24 protein-coding genes are annotated in these 15624 nt (G+C 64.6%); 17 read left to right on the plus strand and 7 right to left on the minus strand.

Annotated features, from left to right (window positions below; translation table 11 throughout):
• Positions 1-36: 36 nt before the first annotated feature.
• Positions 37-1422, minus strand: coding sequence for a peroxidase family protein (locus tag QNI11_RS00595; RefSeq protein ID WP_283981955.1), 1386 nt, complete (start codon positions 1420-1422; stop codon positions 37-39).
• Positions 1423-1730: 308 nt separating this feature from the next.
• On the opposite strand from QNI11_RS00595, the gene rpmC reads away from it, so the two are divergent.
• The 14 genes from rpmC (at position 1731) to QNI11_RS00665 (ending at position 8843) form a co-directional block, all read left to right on the plus strand.
• The gene (gene rpmC / locus QNI11_RS00600) at positions 1731-1940 is read left to right on the plus strand and encodes a 50S ribosomal protein L29 (RefSeq protein WP_005854825.1); all 210 of its coding nucleotides are present in this window, start codon (positions 1731-1733) and stop codon (positions 1938-1940) included.
• Positions 1941-1944: 4 nt separating this feature from the next.
• Complete coding sequence (gene rpsQ, locus QNI11_RS00605) at positions 1945-2268, plus strand: 30S ribosomal protein S17 (protein ID WP_100928283.1); 324 nt, start codon at positions 1945-1947, stop codon at positions 2266-2268.
• A gap of 96 nt (positions 2269-2364) precedes the next feature.
• Complete coding sequence (gene rplN, locus QNI11_RS00610; RefSeq protein ID WP_023851005.1) at positions 2365-2733, plus strand: 50S ribosomal protein L14; 369 nt, start codon at positions 2365-2367, stop codon at positions 2731-2733.
• A 1-nt stretch (position 2734) separates the two neighbouring features.
• Complete coding sequence (gene rplX / locus QNI11_RS00615) at positions 2735-3046, plus strand: 50S ribosomal protein L24 (RefSeq protein ID WP_100928282.1); 312 nt, start codon at positions 2735-2737, stop codon at positions 3044-3046.
• On the plus strand, positions 3039-3620 hold the full coding sequence (rplE, locus tag QNI11_RS00620; RefSeq protein WP_100928281.1) for a 50S ribosomal protein L5: 582 nt from the start codon (positions 3039-3041) through the stop codon (positions 3618-3620). Before rplX ends, rplE begins: the two co-directional genes overlap by 8 nt.
• Before the next feature lie 11 nt (positions 3621-3631).
• Positions 3632-3937, plus strand: a complete 306-nt coding sequence (gene rpsN, locus QNI11_RS00625) for a 30S ribosomal protein S14 (protein WP_005854839.1) — start codon at positions 3632-3634, stop codon at positions 3935-3937.
• A gap of 13 nt (positions 3938-3950) precedes the next feature.
• On the plus strand, positions 3951-4343 hold the full coding sequence (rpsH, locus tag QNI11_RS00630) for a 30S ribosomal protein S8 (RefSeq protein WP_100928280.1): 393 nt from the start codon (positions 3951-3953) through the stop codon (positions 4341-4343).
• Positions 4344-4355: 12 nt separating this feature from the next.
• A complete protein-coding gene (gene rplF / locus QNI11_RS00635; protein WP_100928279.1) occupies positions 4356-4889 on the plus strand; it encodes a 50S ribosomal protein L6 in 534 nt (177 codons plus the stop codon).
• Between the two features lie 11 nt (positions 4890-4900).
• Positions 4901-5260 carry a 50S ribosomal protein L18 gene (gene rplR / locus QNI11_RS00640; RefSeq protein WP_100928278.1) on the plus strand — a complete coding sequence of 120 codons (360 nt, stop codon included), beginning with the start codon at positions 4901-4903 and terminating at the stop codon, positions 5258-5260.
• Between the two features lie 212 nt (positions 5261-5472).
• Positions 5473-6051, plus strand: coding sequence for a 30S ribosomal protein S5 (gene rpsE, locus QNI11_RS00645; protein WP_100928277.1), 579 nt, complete (start codon positions 5473-5475; stop codon positions 6049-6051).
• Between the two features lie 3 nt (positions 6052-6054).
• Positions 6055-6243, plus strand: coding sequence for a 50S ribosomal protein L30 (rpmD, locus tag QNI11_RS00650; RefSeq protein WP_100928276.1), 189 nt, complete (start codon positions 6055-6057; stop codon positions 6241-6243).
• 239 nt (positions 6244-6482) lie between these two features.
• A complete protein-coding gene (locus tag QNI11_RS00655; protein WP_256388405.1) occupies positions 6483-6608 on the plus strand; it encodes a hypothetical protein in 126 nt (41 codons plus the stop codon).
• Positions 6609-6763: 155 nt separating this feature from the next.
• Complete coding sequence (locus QNI11_RS00660; protein ID WP_283981956.1) at positions 6764-7555, plus strand: MBL fold metallo-hydrolase; 792 nt, start codon at positions 6764-6766, stop codon at positions 7553-7555.
• An 82-nt stretch (positions 7556-7637) separates the two neighbouring features.
• Positions 7638-8843: a cytochrome P450 gene (locus QNI11_RS00665; RefSeq protein ID WP_283981957.1), complete on the plus strand. Its 1206-nt coding sequence runs from the start codon at positions 7638-7640 to the stop codon at positions 8841-8843.
• Positions 8844-8970: 127 nt separating this feature from the next.
• Here the strand turns inward: QNI11_RS00665 and QNI11_RS00670 are convergent, their stop codons facing one another.
• Positions 8971-10281, minus strand: a complete 1311-nt coding sequence (locus tag QNI11_RS00670; RefSeq protein WP_283981958.1) for a replication-associated recombination protein A — start codon at positions 10279-10281, stop codon at positions 8971-8973.
• Between the two features lie 2 nt (positions 10282-10283).
• Positions 10284-11669 (minus strand): trypsin-like peptidase domain-containing protein, encoded by a 1386-nt coding sequence (locus QNI11_RS00675; RefSeq protein WP_283981959.1) that lies wholly within the window; start codon positions 11667-11669, stop codon positions 10284-10286.
• 124 nt (positions 11670-11793) lie between these two features.
• On the opposite strand from QNI11_RS00675, the gene QNI11_RS00680 reads away from it, so the two are divergent.
• From QNI11_RS00680 to QNI11_RS00690, 3 genes are read left to right on the plus strand one after another with little or no spacing between them, the layout of a single operon-like run.
• Positions 11794-12033, plus strand: coding sequence for a hypothetical protein (locus QNI11_RS00680; protein ID WP_283981960.1), 240 nt, complete (start codon positions 11794-11796; stop codon positions 12031-12033).
• A 2-nt stretch (positions 12034-12035) separates the two neighbouring features.
• On the plus strand, positions 12036-12491 hold the full coding sequence (locus QNI11_RS00685) for a host attachment family protein (protein ID WP_100928270.1): 456 nt from the start codon (positions 12036-12038) through the stop codon (positions 12489-12491).
• 49 nt (positions 12492-12540) lie between these two features.
• On the plus strand, positions 12541-12963 hold the full coding sequence (locus QNI11_RS00690) for a DUF4174 domain-containing protein (protein WP_283981961.1): 423 nt from the start codon (positions 12541-12543) through the stop codon (positions 12961-12963).
• A gap of 109 nt (positions 12964-13072) precedes the next feature.
• Here QNI11_RS00690 and rplQ read toward each other — a convergent pair whose 3' ends face one another.
• From rplQ to rpsM, 4 genes are all read right to left on the minus strand, one after another.
• The gene (rplQ, locus tag QNI11_RS00695) at positions 13073-13489 is read right to left on the minus strand and encodes a 50S ribosomal protein L17 (RefSeq protein WP_100928269.1); all 417 of its coding nucleotides are present in this window, start codon (positions 13487-13489) and stop codon (positions 13073-13075) included.
• Between the two features lie 154 nt (positions 13490-13643).
• Complete coding sequence (locus QNI11_RS00700; protein ID WP_100928268.1) at positions 13644-14660, minus strand: DNA-directed RNA polymerase subunit alpha; 1017 nt, start codon at positions 14658-14660, stop codon at positions 13644-13646.
• Positions 14661-14777: 117 nt separating this feature from the next.
• Complete coding sequence (gene rpsK / locus QNI11_RS00705; RefSeq protein ID WP_100928267.1) at positions 14778-15173, minus strand: 30S ribosomal protein S11; 396 nt, start codon at positions 15171-15173, stop codon at positions 14778-14780.
• Between the two features lie 15 nt (positions 15174-15188).
• The gene (rpsM, locus tag QNI11_RS00710; protein WP_005854870.1) at positions 15189-15557 is read right to left on the minus strand and encodes a 30S ribosomal protein S13; all 369 of its coding nucleotides are present in this window, start codon (positions 15555-15557) and stop codon (positions 15189-15191) included.
• Positions 15558-15624: the final 67 nt, after the last annotated feature.

The raw sequence follows: 15624 nt of genomic DNA on the forward strand, positions 1-15624 counted from the left end.
ACTGCACGGCGCCTGACGCGGGCGGGCTGCGTCAGGTCAAACGCCGCGGTATGGGCGCAGAGCCGGGCTGTGCGCCCGGATCAGCATGTTCAGCAGGACACCGGCGACGATGCCGCCGCCCACCGGACCCAGCTTGCCACCGTGCTGCTCGGCCTCGGCCAGCATGTAGAACCACAGGGGCGTGCGGCCTTCCAGCCCGGCGTCCTTCACCTTGTCGTGCGTGTCGATCAGGGGCGCTTCCATCCACTCCGCCATCTTCTCGCCGGTGGGCAGCTTGAAGGTCAGGTGGCCGCGGATCATGTTCCGCGCCGCGAGGTTCTTGTCGCTGGTGGCCACGCTGTCGGGCAGGTTCAGCAGCGCGGCGGGCAGGCGGGTGTCGATCGGGCGGGATTTCTGCGCGCCCGGACCGAAGAACAGTGCCATGTCGAGGTTGTTGTCCTTCTCCACGGGGGCGAAGCCGTCGAGCTTCACGGCGTCGGCCTCGCGCGCGAAGATGCGGACCTCTGCACGGTCGGGGTTGTCGTTCAGCTTGTAGGTTTCCCGGATCAGCGAATGGCCGAAGCGGAAGGCGGCCGCGGAGAACTCCACGGGCATGGCAGGCGCATTGGCCCAGGACAGGCGTCCGATGTCCTCGAGGTGCATGTTGTGGGCCTGTGCCAGCATCGGGGTCAGCACGTCCTCGTGGATCACGGCGGGCAGGAACTGGTGCAGGATACGGTCGTGATACTCCCAGGTCAGCTCTGCGCGCGCCTCGTGCAGACGGTCGTCGGCATCGACGATATCGGAGAGCCTTTCCATGTTGTTGTTGTGACCCATGACGAACATCCGGCCATGCACCTGGCTGACGAAGAGGTTCTCGTCGTTGCGCGGGTCGCCGATCAGCGCCCGTCCGTTGACGTTGCGCTGCAGGTCCAGGGGGTTCTCGTCGGGCCCGGTGCGCTCGGTGGGGCCGCGGCCGAAGATCAGACGGTTGTCGGATTCGTAGAGCCAGGGGTTCACCTCCGGTCCGTTGCCGTAGACGCAGTCGAGGTCGAGCGCAGGGGTACGGAAGTTGCGGATCTTCGTCACCGCGCCCGCGACCTCTCCCAGCTTGGTCGTGGCGTCGAGCGTGATGTCGTGGTCGATGAACTGCCCGAGGAAGGCGATGCCGGCATCGGCGGGGCCATCCTCGGCGCTGGCTTCGTCGTCGAGCATGACGGCGGCAAGGGCCTCGCAGCCTTCCTTGCTGGGTTGCTGGTCGAGCGGCATCATGTCGACCATGCGGCCAAAGACGAACTCGGCGGTGCCTTCCTGAGGTTCGGCGCCGTTGCAGGTGCCGGTGCGCTGGTTGTCGCAGGCGAGTTTCACGATGTCGCGGAAGCCGGTGGCGCCGTGGCCCGGCGCGCAGCATGTGGCCTTCAGGTTCTGGTCCAGGTCTTTCATTTTGTACCTCGGTGCTGAAATGGTGCGGACTTCAAAAATTGCGTGCGGCGAAATGGGTGCCGCTGGGTCAATCTTGAGCAGGGGCCGCTCATCCGTAAAGAGAGTCAGGGCGAATTCACGCTACGATAGCGATTATATGCCCGGTACGCCCCCGATTCTGCCGGCACCCCGGCCAAAGGGGCTTGCATTAAGGTGGGGTTGGACGTATTGGGGCCGCTCATCCACGGACTCCACTGGAATCAGGGTGACCCTGCGCGGCAACGCAGGCAGGGGCCTACCAGTGATGTTGATTGAAAAGGAGAGGTGCAATGAGCGCCCAGGAACTCCGTGACAAGACACCGGACCAGCTCCGGGACCAGCTTGTCCAATTGAAGAAAGAAGCGTTCAACCTGCGCTTCCAGATGGCCACCGGTGAAGTGTCCAACCCCGCCCGCATCCGTCAGGTGCGCCGCGAGGTTGCGCGCATCAAGACCATCCTGAACGAAAAGGCCGCCGCGGCCGCATCTGTGGAGGCATAACGAAATGCCCAAGCGTATCCTGCAAGGCACCGTCACCTCCACGGCCAACAAGCAGACCGTGACCGTCCAGGTCGTGCGTCGCTTCAAGCACCCCGTGCTTCAGAAGACGATCAAGAAGTCCAAGAAGTACCGCGCACATGACGAGAACGAACAGTTCAACGTCGGCGAGACCGTCCTCATCCGTGAGTGCGCGCCGAAGTCGAAGACGAAGCGTTGGGAAGTCATGACGGAAACGATGCTGGAAGAGCACAATAAGCAGCGCGCCGAAGCTGCTACCGAGGCTCAGAAGGTCGAAGACGCCGCGCACGAAGCAGAAGCCGCCCACTAAGGGCACGCTCGGGGCCGTTATCGCGGCCCCGATACCATTCGAAACCCCCGGGTCAATGTTCTCTGCAGAGCGGCCCGGGACGTCGGGAGAAAATCCATGATCCAGATGCAGACCAATCTGGATGTCGCTGACAACTCCGGAGCCCGGAAAGTTCAGTGCATCAAGGTTCTGGGCGGTTCCCACCGCCGCTATGCCTCTGTCGGCGACATCATCGTGGTGTCGGTGAAGGAGGCCATTCCGCGTGGTCGCGTGAAGAAGGGTGACGTCCGCAAGGCCGTCGTCGTGCGCACCGCAAAGGAAGTCCGCCGTGAAGACGGCACCTCGATCCGCTTTGACCGCAACGCCGCCGTGATCCTGAACAACGCAGGTGAGCCGGTCGGTACCCGTATCTTCGGGCCGGTCGTGCGCGAGCTGCGTGCCAAGAACTTCATGAAGATCATCTCGCTCGCCCCGGAGGTGCTGTAAGATGGCTGCCAAGCTGAAGAAAGGCGACAAGGTCGTCGTCCTCACCGGCAAGGACAAGGGCAAGACCGGAGAGATCCAGTCTGTTGACCCGAAAGCCGGCAAGGCTGTCGTGGAAGGTCTGAACATGGCCATCCGTCACACCCGCCAGAGCCAGACCTCGCAGGGTGGCCGCGTCCCGAAGGCGCTGCCGATCGACCTGTCGAACCTGGCCATCGTCGACGCAAACGGCAAACCGACCCGCGTTGGCTTCCGCATGGAAGGCGACAAGAAGGTCCGTTACGCCAAGACCACGGGGGACGTGATCGATGCTTGATACTGCAAACTACACCCCGCGTCTGAAGGCCCAGTACAAGGACTCGATCAAGGCGGCGCTCAAGGAGCAGTTCGGCTACACCAACGACATGCAGATCCCGCGTCTGGACAAGATCGTGATCAACATCGGGTGTGGCGCCGAAGCCGTCCGTGACTCCAAGAAGGCCAAGTCGGCCGTCGAGGATCTCACCAAGATCGCAGGTCAGCAGGCCGTCGGCACCAAGGCGAAGAAGTCGCACGCACCGTTCCGTCTGCGTGAAGGCATGATCATCGGCGCGAAGGTCACCCTCCGCGACGTGCGCATGTACGAATTCCTCGATCGCCTGATCACCGTCGCGATGCCCCGCATCCGCGACTTCCGGGGCGTGAAGGCGTCCTTCGACGGCCGCGGCAACTTTGCCACCGGCCTGAAGGAGCACATCGTGTTCCCGGAGATCGAGTTCGACAAGGTCGACGAAGTGTGGGGGATGGACATCATCATCACCACCACCGCCATCGACTTCGGCGAGCATACCGCGGACGCGCAGGCCAAGGCACTGCTGACCGCATTCAACATGCCGTTCACCAAGGCGTAAGGGGAAAAGACATGGCCAAGAAATCCATGGTCGAGCGCGAGAAGAAGCGCCAGCGCCTGGTGGAGAAGTATGCCGCCAAGCGGGCCGCGCTCAAGGAAGCCGCCAACGACGAATCGAAGCCGATGGAAGAGCGTTTCAAGGCGCGTCTGGAGCTTGCAAAGCTCCCGCGCAACTCTGCGCCCTCCCGTCTGCACAACCGCTGCCAGCTGACTGGCCGTCCGCATGCCTACTACCGCAAGCTCAAGATCTCCCGGATCATGCTGCGCGAACTGGGTTCGAACGGCAAGCTGCCCGGCATCGTGAAATCCAGCTGGTAAGGGAGGGTATGATATGAACGATCCTATCGGCGATATGCTCACCCGTATCCGCAACGCACAGGCCCGCGGCAAGTCGACGACCTCGACCCCCGCGTCCAAGCTGCGCGGCTGGGTTCTGGACGTGCTGGCTGACGAAGGCTACATCCGCGGCTACGAAAAGAGCACGGACGAGCGCGGCCACCCCGCGTTCGAGATCAGCCTGAAGTACTTCGACGGCACCCCCGTCATTCGCGAAGTGAAGCGGGTCTCCAAGCCCGGTCGTCGCGTCTACATGGGTGTCAATGACATTCCGCAGGTCCGTCAGGGCCTGGGCGTGTCGATTGTCTCCACCCCCAAGGGTGTGATGTCGGACGCAAATGCACGCGCAGCCAACGTCGGCGGCGAAGTGCTCTGCACCGTGTTCTAAGGAGGCTTTCACATGTCTCGTATTGGTAAGAAACCGGTCGAGCTGCCTTCGGGCGTCGACGCCAAGGTCTCCGGCCAGACCATCGAAGTGAAGGGCCCGAAAGGGACCCAGAGCTTCACTGCCACCGACGACGTGACCATCGTCGTCGAGGACAGCGCCGTGAAGGTGACCCCACGGGGGTCGTCCAAGCGCGCGCGCCAGCAGTGGGGGATGTCTCGCACCGTCGTCGCCAACCTGGTGCACGGCGTGCAGAACACCTTCAAGAAAGAGCTGGAGATCCAGGGTGTGGGTTACCGGGCTGCACTGCAGGGCAACACCCTGCGGCTGAACCTCGGCTACTCGCACGACGTGGAGTTCGCGATCCCTGATGGCATCACCATCACCTGCCCGAAGCCGACCGAGATCATCATCGAAGGTCACGACGCGCAGCAGGTGGGCCAGGTTGCGGCCAACATCCGCGACTGGCGCCGGCCGGAGCCGTATAAGGGGAAGGGTATCCGCTACAAGGGCGAATACATCTTCATGAAAGAAGGCAAGAAGAAGTAAGGACGGGAACGATGGCAAATACGAAACGTCAACTGTTCCTGAAGCGCCGTCTGCGCGTCCGGAACAAACTTCGCAAGGTCAACGCCGGGCGCCTGCGCCTGTCGGTGTACCGCTCGAACAAGAACATCTCGGCTCAGCTCATCGACGATGTGGCCGGCAAGACCCTTGCCTCCGCATCCTCGCTCGAGCCGACGCTGGGCGTGGTCGGCAAGAACAACGTCGAGGCGGCCGCAAAGGTCGGCGCGGCGATTGCCGAGCGTGCCAAGGCAGCCGGTGTGGAAGAAGCCTACTTCGACCGTGGCGGCTTCCTATTCCACGGCAAGGTGAAGGCACTGGCCGACGCCGCCCGCGAAGGTGGTCTGAAGATCTGATGCGTGGCGGGGCGGAGTTTCTCCGCCCTGCTCACCGTCCCGCCGAAGGTGCGTCGCAAGACGTGTCCGCCATGGGACAGAAGGTAGGGTGCGCCTTCGGGGCACCCTCTTTTGCAGGCGGGTCACCGCCTCGATGATCCGGGGTCCGCGTCCGCGCACCACCTGGATTGGCCAAACCGGTGCTCTTGGGCACCACAAGGAAGGAATGCCAGATGGCAGAACGTGATAACCGCCGGGGCAACCGTCGCGACCGCGACGAAACACCGGAATTCGCAGATCGCCTCGTCGCGATCAACCGTGTGTCCAAGACCGTCAAGGGGGGCAAGCGCTTCGGCTTTGCCGCGCTCGTGGTCGTGGGCGACCAGAAGGGCCGCGTCGGCTTCGGCAAGGGCAAGGCCAAGGAGGTCCCCGAGGCCATCCGCAAGGCCACCGAGCAGGCAAAGCGCAAGATGATGCGCGTGCCGCTGAAGGAAGGCCGCACGCTGCACCACGACGTCGAAGGTCGTCACGGTGCTGGCCGCGTGGTGATGCGCACCGCACCGCAGGGTACCGGGATCATCGCCGGTGGTCCGATGCGTGCCGTGTTCGAAATGCTGGGCGTACACGACGTTGTCGCCAAGTCGATCGGCTCGCAGAACCCGTACAACATGATCCGCGCCACCCTCGAGGGCCTCTCGAAGGAGCAATCGCCGCGCAACGTTGCGCAGCGTCGTGGCAAGAAAGTGGCCGACATCCTGCCCAAGCGCGATGAAGCGCCGCAGGAATCGAGCCAGGTCGCTGAGGAGGCGTAACCCATGGCAAAGACCATCGTCGTCAAGCAGATCGGCTCCCCGATCCGCCGCCCGGAGATCCAGCGCAAGACGCTCATCGGCCTGGGCCTGAACAAGATGCACAAGACCCGCGAACTGGAGGACACTCCCTCCATCCGCGGCATGATCCGCAAGATCCCGCACCTCGTGGAGATCATCGAAGAGCGCGGCTGAGCCGTCCTTCCGGATTTGTATCAGAAACACCCGCCGGTTCCGCCGGCGGGTGTTTTTATTGGGGCAGGGGTGGTGATATCGGCGGAAAAGATCGCCCAAACGGCTGATTTTGAAATTAATTTTCTGCACAAAACTTATGCGTTTTCTGCATTGCGGCATTGTCCAAACGGGCTTTGTAACGGGCCTCCGCCGGGTCTATCTGCCAGTAAGACAATAAAGTCGCACACTGGAGACACCAAATGACCCCCATCTTCCGCAGCATCGCGAAAGGGTTTGTCGTCGAGCGCCTGAAAAGCGTGGCGAACCACAAGCCGGTCCCGAGCTGGACCGAATACCTGCGCGCCCAGGGTGGCCTGCGCGGCTGATCGCCCGCACGCCAGAACAGGCCCGCCAAATCGCCGTCCCGCAAGGGGCGGCGATTTTCGTTTGCATCGCAGACACATTTCTCACGCAGAGTTCAAGTTGCCGGGAACAGGCCGGGCGCTACCCTTGCGTCACCAAACGAACAGGGAGCGTTTCGATGACCATCAACCGCCGGACTTTTCTGCATTCCGCCGCCGCGACCGGGACCATCATGGTCCTGCCCTTCGCTGCCCGCGCCGAGGCCCACATGGGCGACATGTTCGAGACGGACATGGGCGCCGTGACCGTGCACCCGGTCCACCACGCCTCCATCGTGCTTGAAACGCCGGTGGGCGTGATCTACGTCGACCCGGTGGGCGAGGCGTCGGAATACGAGGGCCTGCCCGCCCCGGACCTGATCCTCATCACGCACGAGCACGGCGACCACTACAACGCCGAGACGCTCTCCGCCGTGAAGCCCGCGGACAAGCCGGTTGCGATCTACACCAACCCGGCGGTCTTCGACATGCTGAACGAGGACATCAAGCCGAGCGCCGAGGCCATGGCGAACGGCGATTCGAAGACCTTCGGCGAGCTGACCATCGACGCGATCCCGGCACACAACGTGACCGAGGACCGGATGAACTTCCACCCGGAGGGCCGCGACAACGGCTACGTCCTGACCATGGGCGATTTCCGGATCTACGTCTCTGGCGACACCGAACCGACCCCCGAGATGGAGGCGCTGACCGACATCGACCTGTGCTTCATGTGCATGAACCTGCCGTTCACGCAAACCGCCGAGCAGGCGGCCGAGGCGGTCAAGGCCTTCATGCCCGCCGTGGTCTATCCCTATCACTACCGCGGCCGCGACGGTGGCACGCAGGACCCGGAGGCTTTCGCCGAAATGGTCGGTGACGCGGCCGAAGTGAAGATGGGCGATTGGTACAAGCCCGGCGAACTGGGCTGACGCACAGCCAACCGGGGGCGCATCACGCACCCTCTTGCAGGCGATTTGTCCTTCCCGCACTCTGCTGCGGGGAGGACATGAAATGCTCGACACCGCCGGCTTTGACCTGAACGCCATTGGGCCGGACTTCATCGAAAATCCCCATCCCATGCTGGCGGCGCTCAGGGAAAAGGCGCCGATGCACCGCAACCCCGACGGCTCCGTCTACCTGACGCGCTACGACGATGTCCTGAAGGTCTATCAGTCGCGCGAGATGTCGTCGGACAAGACCCGCGCCTTCGACGAGAAGTTCGGCGCCTGTCCGCTGCACACCCATCATACCTCCAGCCTCGTGTTCAACGATCCGCCCTATCACACGGTGGTGCGCAAGCTGGTGTCCGGCGCCTTCACCCCGCGCAAGCTGGCCGAGTTCGAGCCGCTGATCGAGGGCATCGTTGACCGCCTTCTGGACCGGGTCGAGGAGATGGGCCGCTTCGACATGATCGACGATTTCGCCAAGGTCCTGCCGACCGAGATCATCTCGTTCATGCTGGGTATCCCGGAGGAGCATCGCGCCCGCCTGAGGGGCTATTCCCTCGCCATCCTCGGCGCGCTGGACCCGGTGGTCTCCAAGGAGAAGCTGGAGGAGGGCAACCGCGCGGTCACGGAGTTCGGCGAGATCCTGGGCGACCTGATCGACCACCGGCGCCGCAACCCGGACGCTGCGCGCCAGGGCGAAGTGCTGCAGAACCTGATCTTTGGCGAACACGACGGACGGCGGCTGACACGCGACGAACTGATCCAGAACTGCATCTTCCTGCTGAACGCCGGGCACGAGACGACGACCAGCCTTGTCGGCAACGCCATCGGGCTCCTGCTGGATTTCCCCTACCAGCACCGCATGCTTCTGGACGACCCGGGCTTGATCGGCACCGCGGTGGAGGAGTTCCTGCGCGTGGAAAGCCCGCTGCAGATCGGCAACCGGCTGGCGGGAGAGGACATTGCCCTGTCGGGCGGCGTTCTGCCGAAGGGCACCTACATCCACACCTCCATCGCCGGGGCCAACCGCGATCCGGAGGTCTTTGCCCATCCCGACGTTCTGGACATCACCCGGCGCCCTAACCGCCAGATCGCCTTCATCACCGGCATCCACGTCTGTCTTGGCGCGACCCTGGCGCGGGTAGAGGGGCGCATCGCCATCGGCCGTTTCGTCGCACGGTTTCCCCGGCTTGTACTGAGCGGGGACCGCAAGCGCGTGCCGCTGGCCCGGTTCCGGGGCTGGGCGACGCTGCCGGTGAGCGTGCGCTGAGGTCCTGCGGGGCCCTGTGCGTGGTGCGGGTGGTGCGTGAGGAGGGGGCGCTGCCCCCGCCCCTTCGGGGCCCCCCGAGGTATTTGCCGCCAAGATGAAGGGGGGCGGGGCGTTCGTGGGTGGGGCGTCAGTCGGTGCCGCGCTGCTTGCGGAGGCGGGCGAAGTAGTCGACGCGTTTGCGCATGTCGCGTTCGAAGCCGCGGTCCACGGGGTCGTAGAACCGGGTGCGGCCCATGTCCTCGGGGAAGTAATCCTGTCCGGAGAACCCGTCCTCGGCATCGTGGTCGTAGGCGTAGCCGGTGCCGTAGCCCTGCTCCTTCATCAGCCGGGTGGGCGCATTCAGGATGTGCTTGGGCGGCATGAGGGAGCCGGTGTCCTTCGCCGACCTGCGCGCGGCCTTGTAGGCCACGTAGGCGGCGTTCGACTTCGGCGCGAGGGCGAGGTAGATCAGCGCCTGTGCCAGCGCCAGCTCGCCCTCCGGCGAGCCGAGGCGTTCGTAGGTGTTCCAGCTGTCGAGGCAGACGGCCTGCGCCTGCGGATCGGCGAGGCCGATGTCCTCGACCGCCATGCGGGTGATGCGGCGGGCGAGGAAGCGGGGGTCTTCGCCCGCGTCCAGCATCCGTGCGAACCAGTAGAGGGCCGCGTCCGGATCGCTGCCGCGCACCGACTTGTGCAGCGCCGAGATCAGGTTGTAGTGGCCGTCGCCGGACTTGTCGTATTGCGCGGCGCGTTTCATCAGCCGGGTCTTCAGCCCGTCGGTGCCGAGTGGTGCTGTGATCTTCCACGACATCACCTGTTCGATCAGGTTCAGGAGGGCGCGGCCGTCGCCGTCAGCCATGTCGATCAGCGCGTGACGGGCACCTTCGTCGAGCGGCAGCTTGCGGTCGAGCATGGTTTCGGCGCGGGTGGCCAGCTTTTCGAGGTCCCCGGCAGAGAGGCGTTCGAGCACCAGAACCTGCGAGCGGCTGAGCAGCGCGCGGTTCAGTTCGAAGGAGGGGTTCTCGGTCGTGGCGCCGACGAGCAGGATCGTCCCGTCCTCCATGTGCGGCAGGAAGCCGTCCTGCTGCGCCTTGTTGAAGCGGTGGATCTCGTCGACGAAAAGCAGCGTGCCGCGGCCTTGCTGGCGGCGCAGCTTGGCCGCGTCGAAGACCTTGCGCAGCTCCGGCACACCGGTGAAGATCGCGCTGATCTGGACGAAGTGCAGGTCGGTGGCATCGGCCAGAAGCCGCGCGATGGTGGTCTTGCCGACGCCGGGCGGCCCCCAGAAGATGATCGAGCCGAGGCTGCCCGCGGCCAGCATGACCCCCAGCGGAGACTCCGGGCCGAGCACCTGCTCCTGCCCGATAACCTCGGCCAGCGTCTGCGGGCGCAGCCGGTCGGCCAGGGGACGGGGGGCGTTGTCGGCGGGCGAGGGTGAGTTGTCGAAGAGGTCGGCCACGGTCAGATCCGGAACTGCAGGACGAGGCGGCGGTTGCCGCGCAGCGCCTCGATCTGGATCAGCCGCCCGGCGCGGCGCATCAGGCGTTCGACGTCGGCGGGTGAGGCCACCGGCGCGCCGTTGACCCGCAGCACGAGGTCGCCGCGCTGCAGCCCGGCCCGCGCGCCGTAGGGGCCGGGGTCGAGGACAGCCACGCCGTAGCTGGTGGAGAGGGGCAGGCCCAGGTCCGCCTGTACGGCAGGATTGACGCGGGCGATGGAGAGGCCGGGCAGGGTCGCGTCTTCGCCGAGGCTGATTGTGTCGCGTGGCGGGTCCTCCGGCGGGGTCATCATGGCGACGCGGGCGTGGGACTGGTCGCCGTCACGGATGTAGAGCACATCCGCCTCCGCCCCGATGCCGCGCACCGACATGCGGAACAGCACCTCGGCGGGGGTGTTGACTGCCATGCCGTCCACCTCGAGGATGACGTCGCCGGTGCGCAGACCTGCCTCTGCAAATGGGCTGGCGGCATGCAGTTCGGCGATGACCACGCCGCCGGGAAGGCCGAGGCCCAGCGTTTCTGACAGGTCCGCGTTCACCGGCTGCGCGGTCATCCCGGCCCAGGGCCGTTCAAAGCGGGTGTTGCCGGCGGCGGCCTGCTTCACGAATTGCGCCACGAGGCCGGAGGGGATCGCGAAGCCGATGCCGTTCGACCCGCCCGACCGGGTGAGGATCGAGGTGTTGATGCCGATCAGGCGCCCCTCGATGTCGATCAGCGCGCCGCCGGAGTTGCCGGGGTTGATCGGTGCGTCGGTCTGGATGAAGTAGCCGCGCGCGTTGCCGGTGGCGGTGCCGGAGCGTGCCAGCCCGCTGACGATGCCCGAAGAGACCGTCTGCCCGACGCCGAAGGGGTTGCCGATGGCCAGCACCAGTTCGCCCACCTCCACCGTGTCGCTGTCGCGGAGGGGCAGGTGGGGCATGTCGGTGGCGCCTTCGAGCTGGAGGATGGCGAGGTCCGATTCCTCGTCGCCCAGGAGCACTTTGGCCGCGTACTCCTGCCGGTTGTTCAGCACCACGCGGATGTCGGTGGCCTGTCCGACGACATGGTAATTCGACACCACGATCCCGTCGTCCGACAGGATCACGCCGGAGCCGAGGGAGTTCTGGATCCGGGGGCGGGCCTGGCTCTGGAAGTCGCGGAAGAGGTTGCCGAAGATCGGGTCGTCGGCGAAGGGGCTGCGGTTCCGCTGCACGACACGGCTGGCGTAGATGTTAACCACCGCGGGGGTTGCCTGTTTCACGAGAGGCGCGAAGCTGAGGGAAATCTGGGCCTGGCTTTGCGGCACCTCGGTCTGGGCGAGGGCGGGCTGGGCGAGAATGGCGGTCAGGCAGAGCAGCAGGACGCGCACGGGGAACCTCCGGTTTTCGTGTCCGGTTGATATGCCTGCCGCGGGGGTACGTTTCAACCCGGCGGAACGCCGCTCCCTGCCCGGGCGTTGACCTTGCAGAGAACGGAAAGAAAAGGAGGACCCCATGCCGGAGCGTTTGAAATCCAAGGACGGGCGCCGCGAGACGGAAGCCTATGTCGATGACGTCGACACGCCGTCGGACCAGGGCCGCGCGCAGGGCAACCTTGAACGAAAGGTGGGCACCCGAGACGAAATGAAGCGTGCCGAGAAGGACGATCCGGGTGCGACCCGCGTCACGAAATCGGACGAAGCGGGCGCCGGGAACCTCGGCGGCCATCACGGCACGGACAAGGGGAGTACCTGAGCATGAGCAAGCTGAAAAACGGAACATGGGTCGTTGTGACGGACAGTGAAAAGGCGCTGTTCCTGCGCAACCTGACCGACCACGACAATCCGAACCTGGATGTCTTCGACGAGGACGAGCAGGAGAATCCCTCGGACCGCGAGCAGTCGGCCAACCGGCCCGGCCGGATGAACGACACCGGCGTGCAGCAGCGTTCGGCCATGGACGACACCGACTGGCATGAATTGGCGAAGGAGCGCTTCGCGGCCGACCTCGCCGAGAAGCTCTATGAGGAGGCGCACAAGGGTTCTTTCAAGCACCTTGTGATTGTCGCCTCGCCGCAGGTGCTGGGCGTGCTGCGTGAGGAGATGCACAAGGAGGTGGCCGACAAGGTCGTCGCCGAGGTGCCGAAGACGCTGACCAACCACCCTGTCCGCGAGATCGAGAAGCTGGTGAAGCGGGAGCTGGACGCGGCGTGATGCCGGGCCAGATGGACGTCGCAGGCACACCTTCGGAAGGAGAGCTGACATGACGGCCATCGTGAAGAAACTTGCGGTGGCGCTTGGCCTTGCTGGCAGCGCCGCCGCGGCGGACAACGCTTTGTTCCTGCGCCTGTCGCCGGACCATGAGGATCTGGAGGCCTACCGATGGTCTGTGCGTCCGGTTCTGGTCTTTGCCCCCGACAGCGACGACGCGCAATACGCAGACCAGATCGCGCTGCTGCGGGCCGCAGAGGCTGGTCTGGCAGAGCGGGACATCGTGGTGCTGACGGATACCGCACCGGACGAGAAGGGGCGCCTGCGGGCCGCCCTGGCGGTCGACGGGTTCGAAGTGCTGCTGGTCGGCAAGGACGGCGGCGTAAAGCTGCGTCAGGAAACACCGCTGTCGGTCGATGACCTCTTTGCCACGATTGATGCCATGCCCATGCGGCAGCGCGAGATGGTGGACTAGACCGGCCATACCGCTTACCAGAAAGAAACAGCCCCCGTCGCTTGCGCGGCGGGGGCTTTCACTGTCCCGGGTCTGTGACCCACGGATCGGCGTTGTGCGCCGTCCGTAATTATTCTTCTGCTTCGAGTGCTTCGAGGCGGGCTTTGTCGGCGGCGCCTTTTGCCTCGGGATCGCGGTCCACCAGCTCGATGATGGCCATCGGCGCCATGTCACCGTAACGGAAGCCGGCCTTCAGGACGCGGGTGTAACCACCGCTGCGCTCTGCGTAGCGCGGGCCGAGGATGTCGAACAGCTTGGCGACGTCCTTGTCTTCCTTGAGCTGGGACGCGGCCTGACGGCGGGCGTGCAGGTCGCCGCGCTTGCCGAGCGTGATCAGCTTGTCCATGATCCGCTTCAGTTCTTTTGCCTTCGGCAGGGTGGTCTTGATCTGCTCATGCTCGATGAGCGAGCCGGCCATGTTCGCCCAGAGTGCCTTGCGGTGCTCGTGGGTACGGTTCAGGCGGCGGTAGCCTTTTGCGTGACGCATTTTCTTACTCCTAACGTGCCCTCTACGGGCGGTTTTGCTTTGTCAGTCCGGCGATGCGTGTCACCGGCTCTCCTTGGGGCCGTGAGGCCCGGAACGAGGCGTTGCCGCCTCGTCAAAGGGTGGGTCCAACCATAAGACGGACCCACCGCTATTCTCAGAACGAGTCTTCCAGCTTCTTGGCCAGATCCTCGATGTTGTCCGGCGGCCAGTCCTCGACGTCCATGCCGAGGTGCAGACCCATTCCGGACAGCACTTCCTTGATCTCGTTCAGCGACTTGCGGCCGAAGTTCGGGGTGCGGAGCATCTCGGCTTCGGTCTTCTGGATCAGGTCGCCGATGTAGACGATGTTGTCGTTCTTCAGGCAGTTTGCCGAACGGACCGAGAGCTCCAGCTCGTCGACCTTCTTCAGCAGCAGCGGGTTGAACTCCAGACCGTCGTCGTCGTCCTGGCGGGTGGCCGACTCGGGCTCTTCGAAGTTGACGAAGATCGACAGCTGGTCCTGCAGGATGCGCGCCGCGTAGGCAATCGCGTCTTCCGGCGTGACGGAACCGTCGGTTTCCACCTTCAGCGTCAGCTTGTCGTAGTCCAGAACCTGGCCTTCGCGGGTCGGCTGAACGTCGTAGGCGACCTTCTTGACCGGCGAATAGATGGCGTCGATCGGGATCAGGCCGATGGGTGCGTCTTCCGGCTTGTTCTTGTCAGCGCTGACGTAGCCCTTGCCCGTGTTCACGGTGAATTCCATGTACACTTCCGCGCCTTCGTCGACGTGGCAGATGACATGGTCACGGTTGAGGATCTCGATGCCGGCGGATTCGGAGATGTCGCCGGCCTTTACCACGCCGGGGCCCTTCGCGGAGACGGAGAGGCGCTTCGGCCCTTCTACTTCCATCTTCAGGGCGACCTGCTTGAGGTTCAGGATGATGTCGGTGACGTCCTCGCGCACGCCTGCAACCGAGGAGAACTCGTGCAGGACGTTGTCGATCTGCACGGAGGTGATGGCCGCGCCTTGCAGCGAGGACAGCAGCACACGACGCAGTGCGTTGCCAAGTGTCAGACCAAAGCCCCGCTCCAGCGGCTCGGCGACGCAGGTCGCCTGCTTGGACGGATCAGCGCCCGGCTTGATCTCAAGCTGGGTCGGCTTGATCAATTCTGCCCAATTCTTGTGGATCATGCAGTTCCCTCCATACCTGCCGGCGTCCCATGTCCAATAGATGCCGACGCCCGAGGTTTCGAAACGACAGAACGAGGCAGGGCATTGTGCCCCGCCTCGTCGAATATTCTGGTCGGATCAGACGCGACGGCGCTTCGGCGGACGGCAGCCGTTGTGCGCGATCGGGGTCACGTCGCGGATGGACGTGATGTTGAAGCCGACGGCAGCCAGCGCACGCAGCGCGGATTCACGACCCGAACCGGGGCCCTGCACTTCGACTTCGAGCGTCTTCACACCGTGTTCCTGTGCCTTCTTGCCTGCGTCTTCCGCGGCGAGCTGGGCAGCGTAGGGGGTCGACTTGCGCGAACCCTTGAAGCCCATGGTGCCTGCGGAGGACCAGGAGATGGCGTTGCCCTGAACGTCGGAGATCAGGATCTTGGTGTTGTTGAAGGTCGAGTTCACATGCGCCACGCCAGCGGCGATGTTCTTGGAGACCTTTTTCTTGCCGCTGGTGCGGCGAGTATCGCGTGCCATTGGTCGGTGCCTCCCTTACTTCTTCTTGCCTGCGATGGGCTTTGCGGGGCCCTTGCGCGTGCGTGCGTTGGTGTGGGTCCGCTGGCCGCGGACGGGGAGGTTGCGACGATGGCGCAGGCCGCGGTAGCAGCCGAGGTCCATCAGGCGCTTGATGTTCATCTGCACGTCGCGGCGCAGGTCGCCCTCGACGGTGTAGTTGGCGTCGATGTGCTCACGGATGGCGAGGACTTCGGCGTCCGAAAGCTCGTTCACGCGACGGGTCGCGTCGATGCCCACGGCTTCGCAGATGGCCCGGGCCGATGTGTGGCCGATACCGGTGATGTAGGTGAGCGCGATCGGTACGCGCTTGGCGGTCGGGATGTTGACGCCGGCAATACGTGCCAAGTCTCTGTTCCTTTCGTTGCGAGCCCGTAGCACCGGGCCCTTTTTTCACAACATGAGCCCGTGCGGT

This window comes from Sagittula sp. MA-2, assembly GCF_030126985.1.
Lineage (GTDB): Bacteria > Pseudomonadota > Alphaproteobacteria > Rhodobacterales > Rhodobacteraceae > Sagittula.

Excerpts from the sequence above, each read along its gene's own strand:
- rpsK (WP_100928267.1), bottom strand. The coding sequence starts at position 15,173 with ATGGCACGCGATACTCGCCGCACCAGCGGCAAGAAAAAGGTCTCCAAG.
- rpsH (WP_100928280.1), top strand. The coding sequence starts at position 3,951 with ATGAACGATCCTATCGGCGATATGCTCACCCGTATCCGCAACGCACAG.
- rplR (WP_100928278.1), top strand. The coding sequence starts at position 4,901 with ATGGCAAATACGAAACGTCAACTGTTCCTGAAGCGCCGTCTGCGCGTC.
- rplQ (WP_100928269.1), bottom strand. The coding sequence starts at position 13,489 with ATGCGTCACGCAAAAGGCTACCGCCGCCTGAACCGTACCCACGAGCAC.
- QNI11_RS00690 (WP_283981961.1), top strand. The coding sequence starts at position 12,541 with ATGACGGCCATCGTGAAGAAACTTGCGGTGGCGCTTGGCCTTGCTGGC.
- rplX (WP_100928282.1), top strand. The coding sequence starts at position 2,735 with ATGGCTGCCAAGCTGAAGAAAGGCGACAAGGTCGTCGTCCTCACCGGC.
- QNI11_RS00680 (WP_283981960.1), top strand. The coding sequence starts at position 11,794 with ATGCCGGAGCGTTTGAAATCCAAGGACGGGCGCCGCGAGACGGAAGCC.
- rpmC (WP_005854825.1), top strand. The coding sequence starts at position 1,731 with ATGAGCGCCCAGGAACTCCGTGACAAGACACCGGACCAGCTCCGGGAC.
- QNI11_RS00685 (WP_100928270.1), top strand. The coding sequence starts at position 12,036 with ATGAGCAAGCTGAAAAACGGAACATGGGTCGTTGTGACGGACAGTGAA.
- rplN (WP_023851005.1), top strand. The coding sequence starts at position 2,365 with ATGATCCAGATGCAGACCAATCTGGATGTCGCTGACAACTCCGGAGCC.
- QNI11_RS00595 (WP_283981955.1), bottom strand. The coding sequence starts at position 1,422 with ATGAAAGACCTGGACCAGAACCTGAAGGCCACATGCTGCGCGCCGGGC.
- QNI11_RS00655 (WP_256388405.1), top strand. The coding sequence starts at position 6,483 with ATGACCCCCATCTTCCGCAGCATCGCGAAAGGGTTTGTCGTCGAGCGC.
- rplE (WP_100928281.1), top strand. The coding sequence starts at position 3,039 with ATGCTTGATACTGCAAACTACACCCCGCGTCTGAAGGCCCAGTACAAG.
- QNI11_RS00660 (WP_283981956.1), top strand. The coding sequence starts at position 6,764 with ATGACCATCAACCGCCGGACTTTTCTGCATTCCGCCGCCGCGACCGGG.
- rpmD (WP_100928276.1), top strand. The coding sequence starts at position 6,055 with ATGGCAAAGACCATCGTCGTCAAGCAGATCGGCTCCCCGATCCGCCGC.
- QNI11_RS00700 (WP_100928268.1), bottom strand. The coding sequence starts at position 14,660 with ATGATCCACAAGAATTGGGCAGAATTGATCAAGCCGACCCAGCTTGAG.
- rpsE (WP_100928277.1), top strand. The coding sequence starts at position 5,473 with ATGGCAGAACGTGATAACCGCCGGGGCAACCGTCGCGACCGCGACGAA.
- rplF (WP_100928279.1), top strand. The coding sequence starts at position 4,356 with ATGTCTCGTATTGGTAAGAAACCGGTCGAGCTGCCTTCGGGCGTCGAC.
- rpsQ (WP_100928283.1), top strand. The coding sequence starts at position 1,945 with ATGCCCAAGCGTATCCTGCAAGGCACCGTCACCTCCACGGCCAACAAG.
- rpsN (WP_005854839.1), top strand. The coding sequence starts at position 3,632 with ATGGCCAAGAAATCCATGGTCGAGCGCGAGAAGAAGCGCCAGCGCCTG.
- QNI11_RS00665 (WP_283981957.1), top strand. The coding sequence starts at position 7,638 with ATGCTCGACACCGCCGGCTTTGACCTGAACGCCATTGGGCCGGACTTC.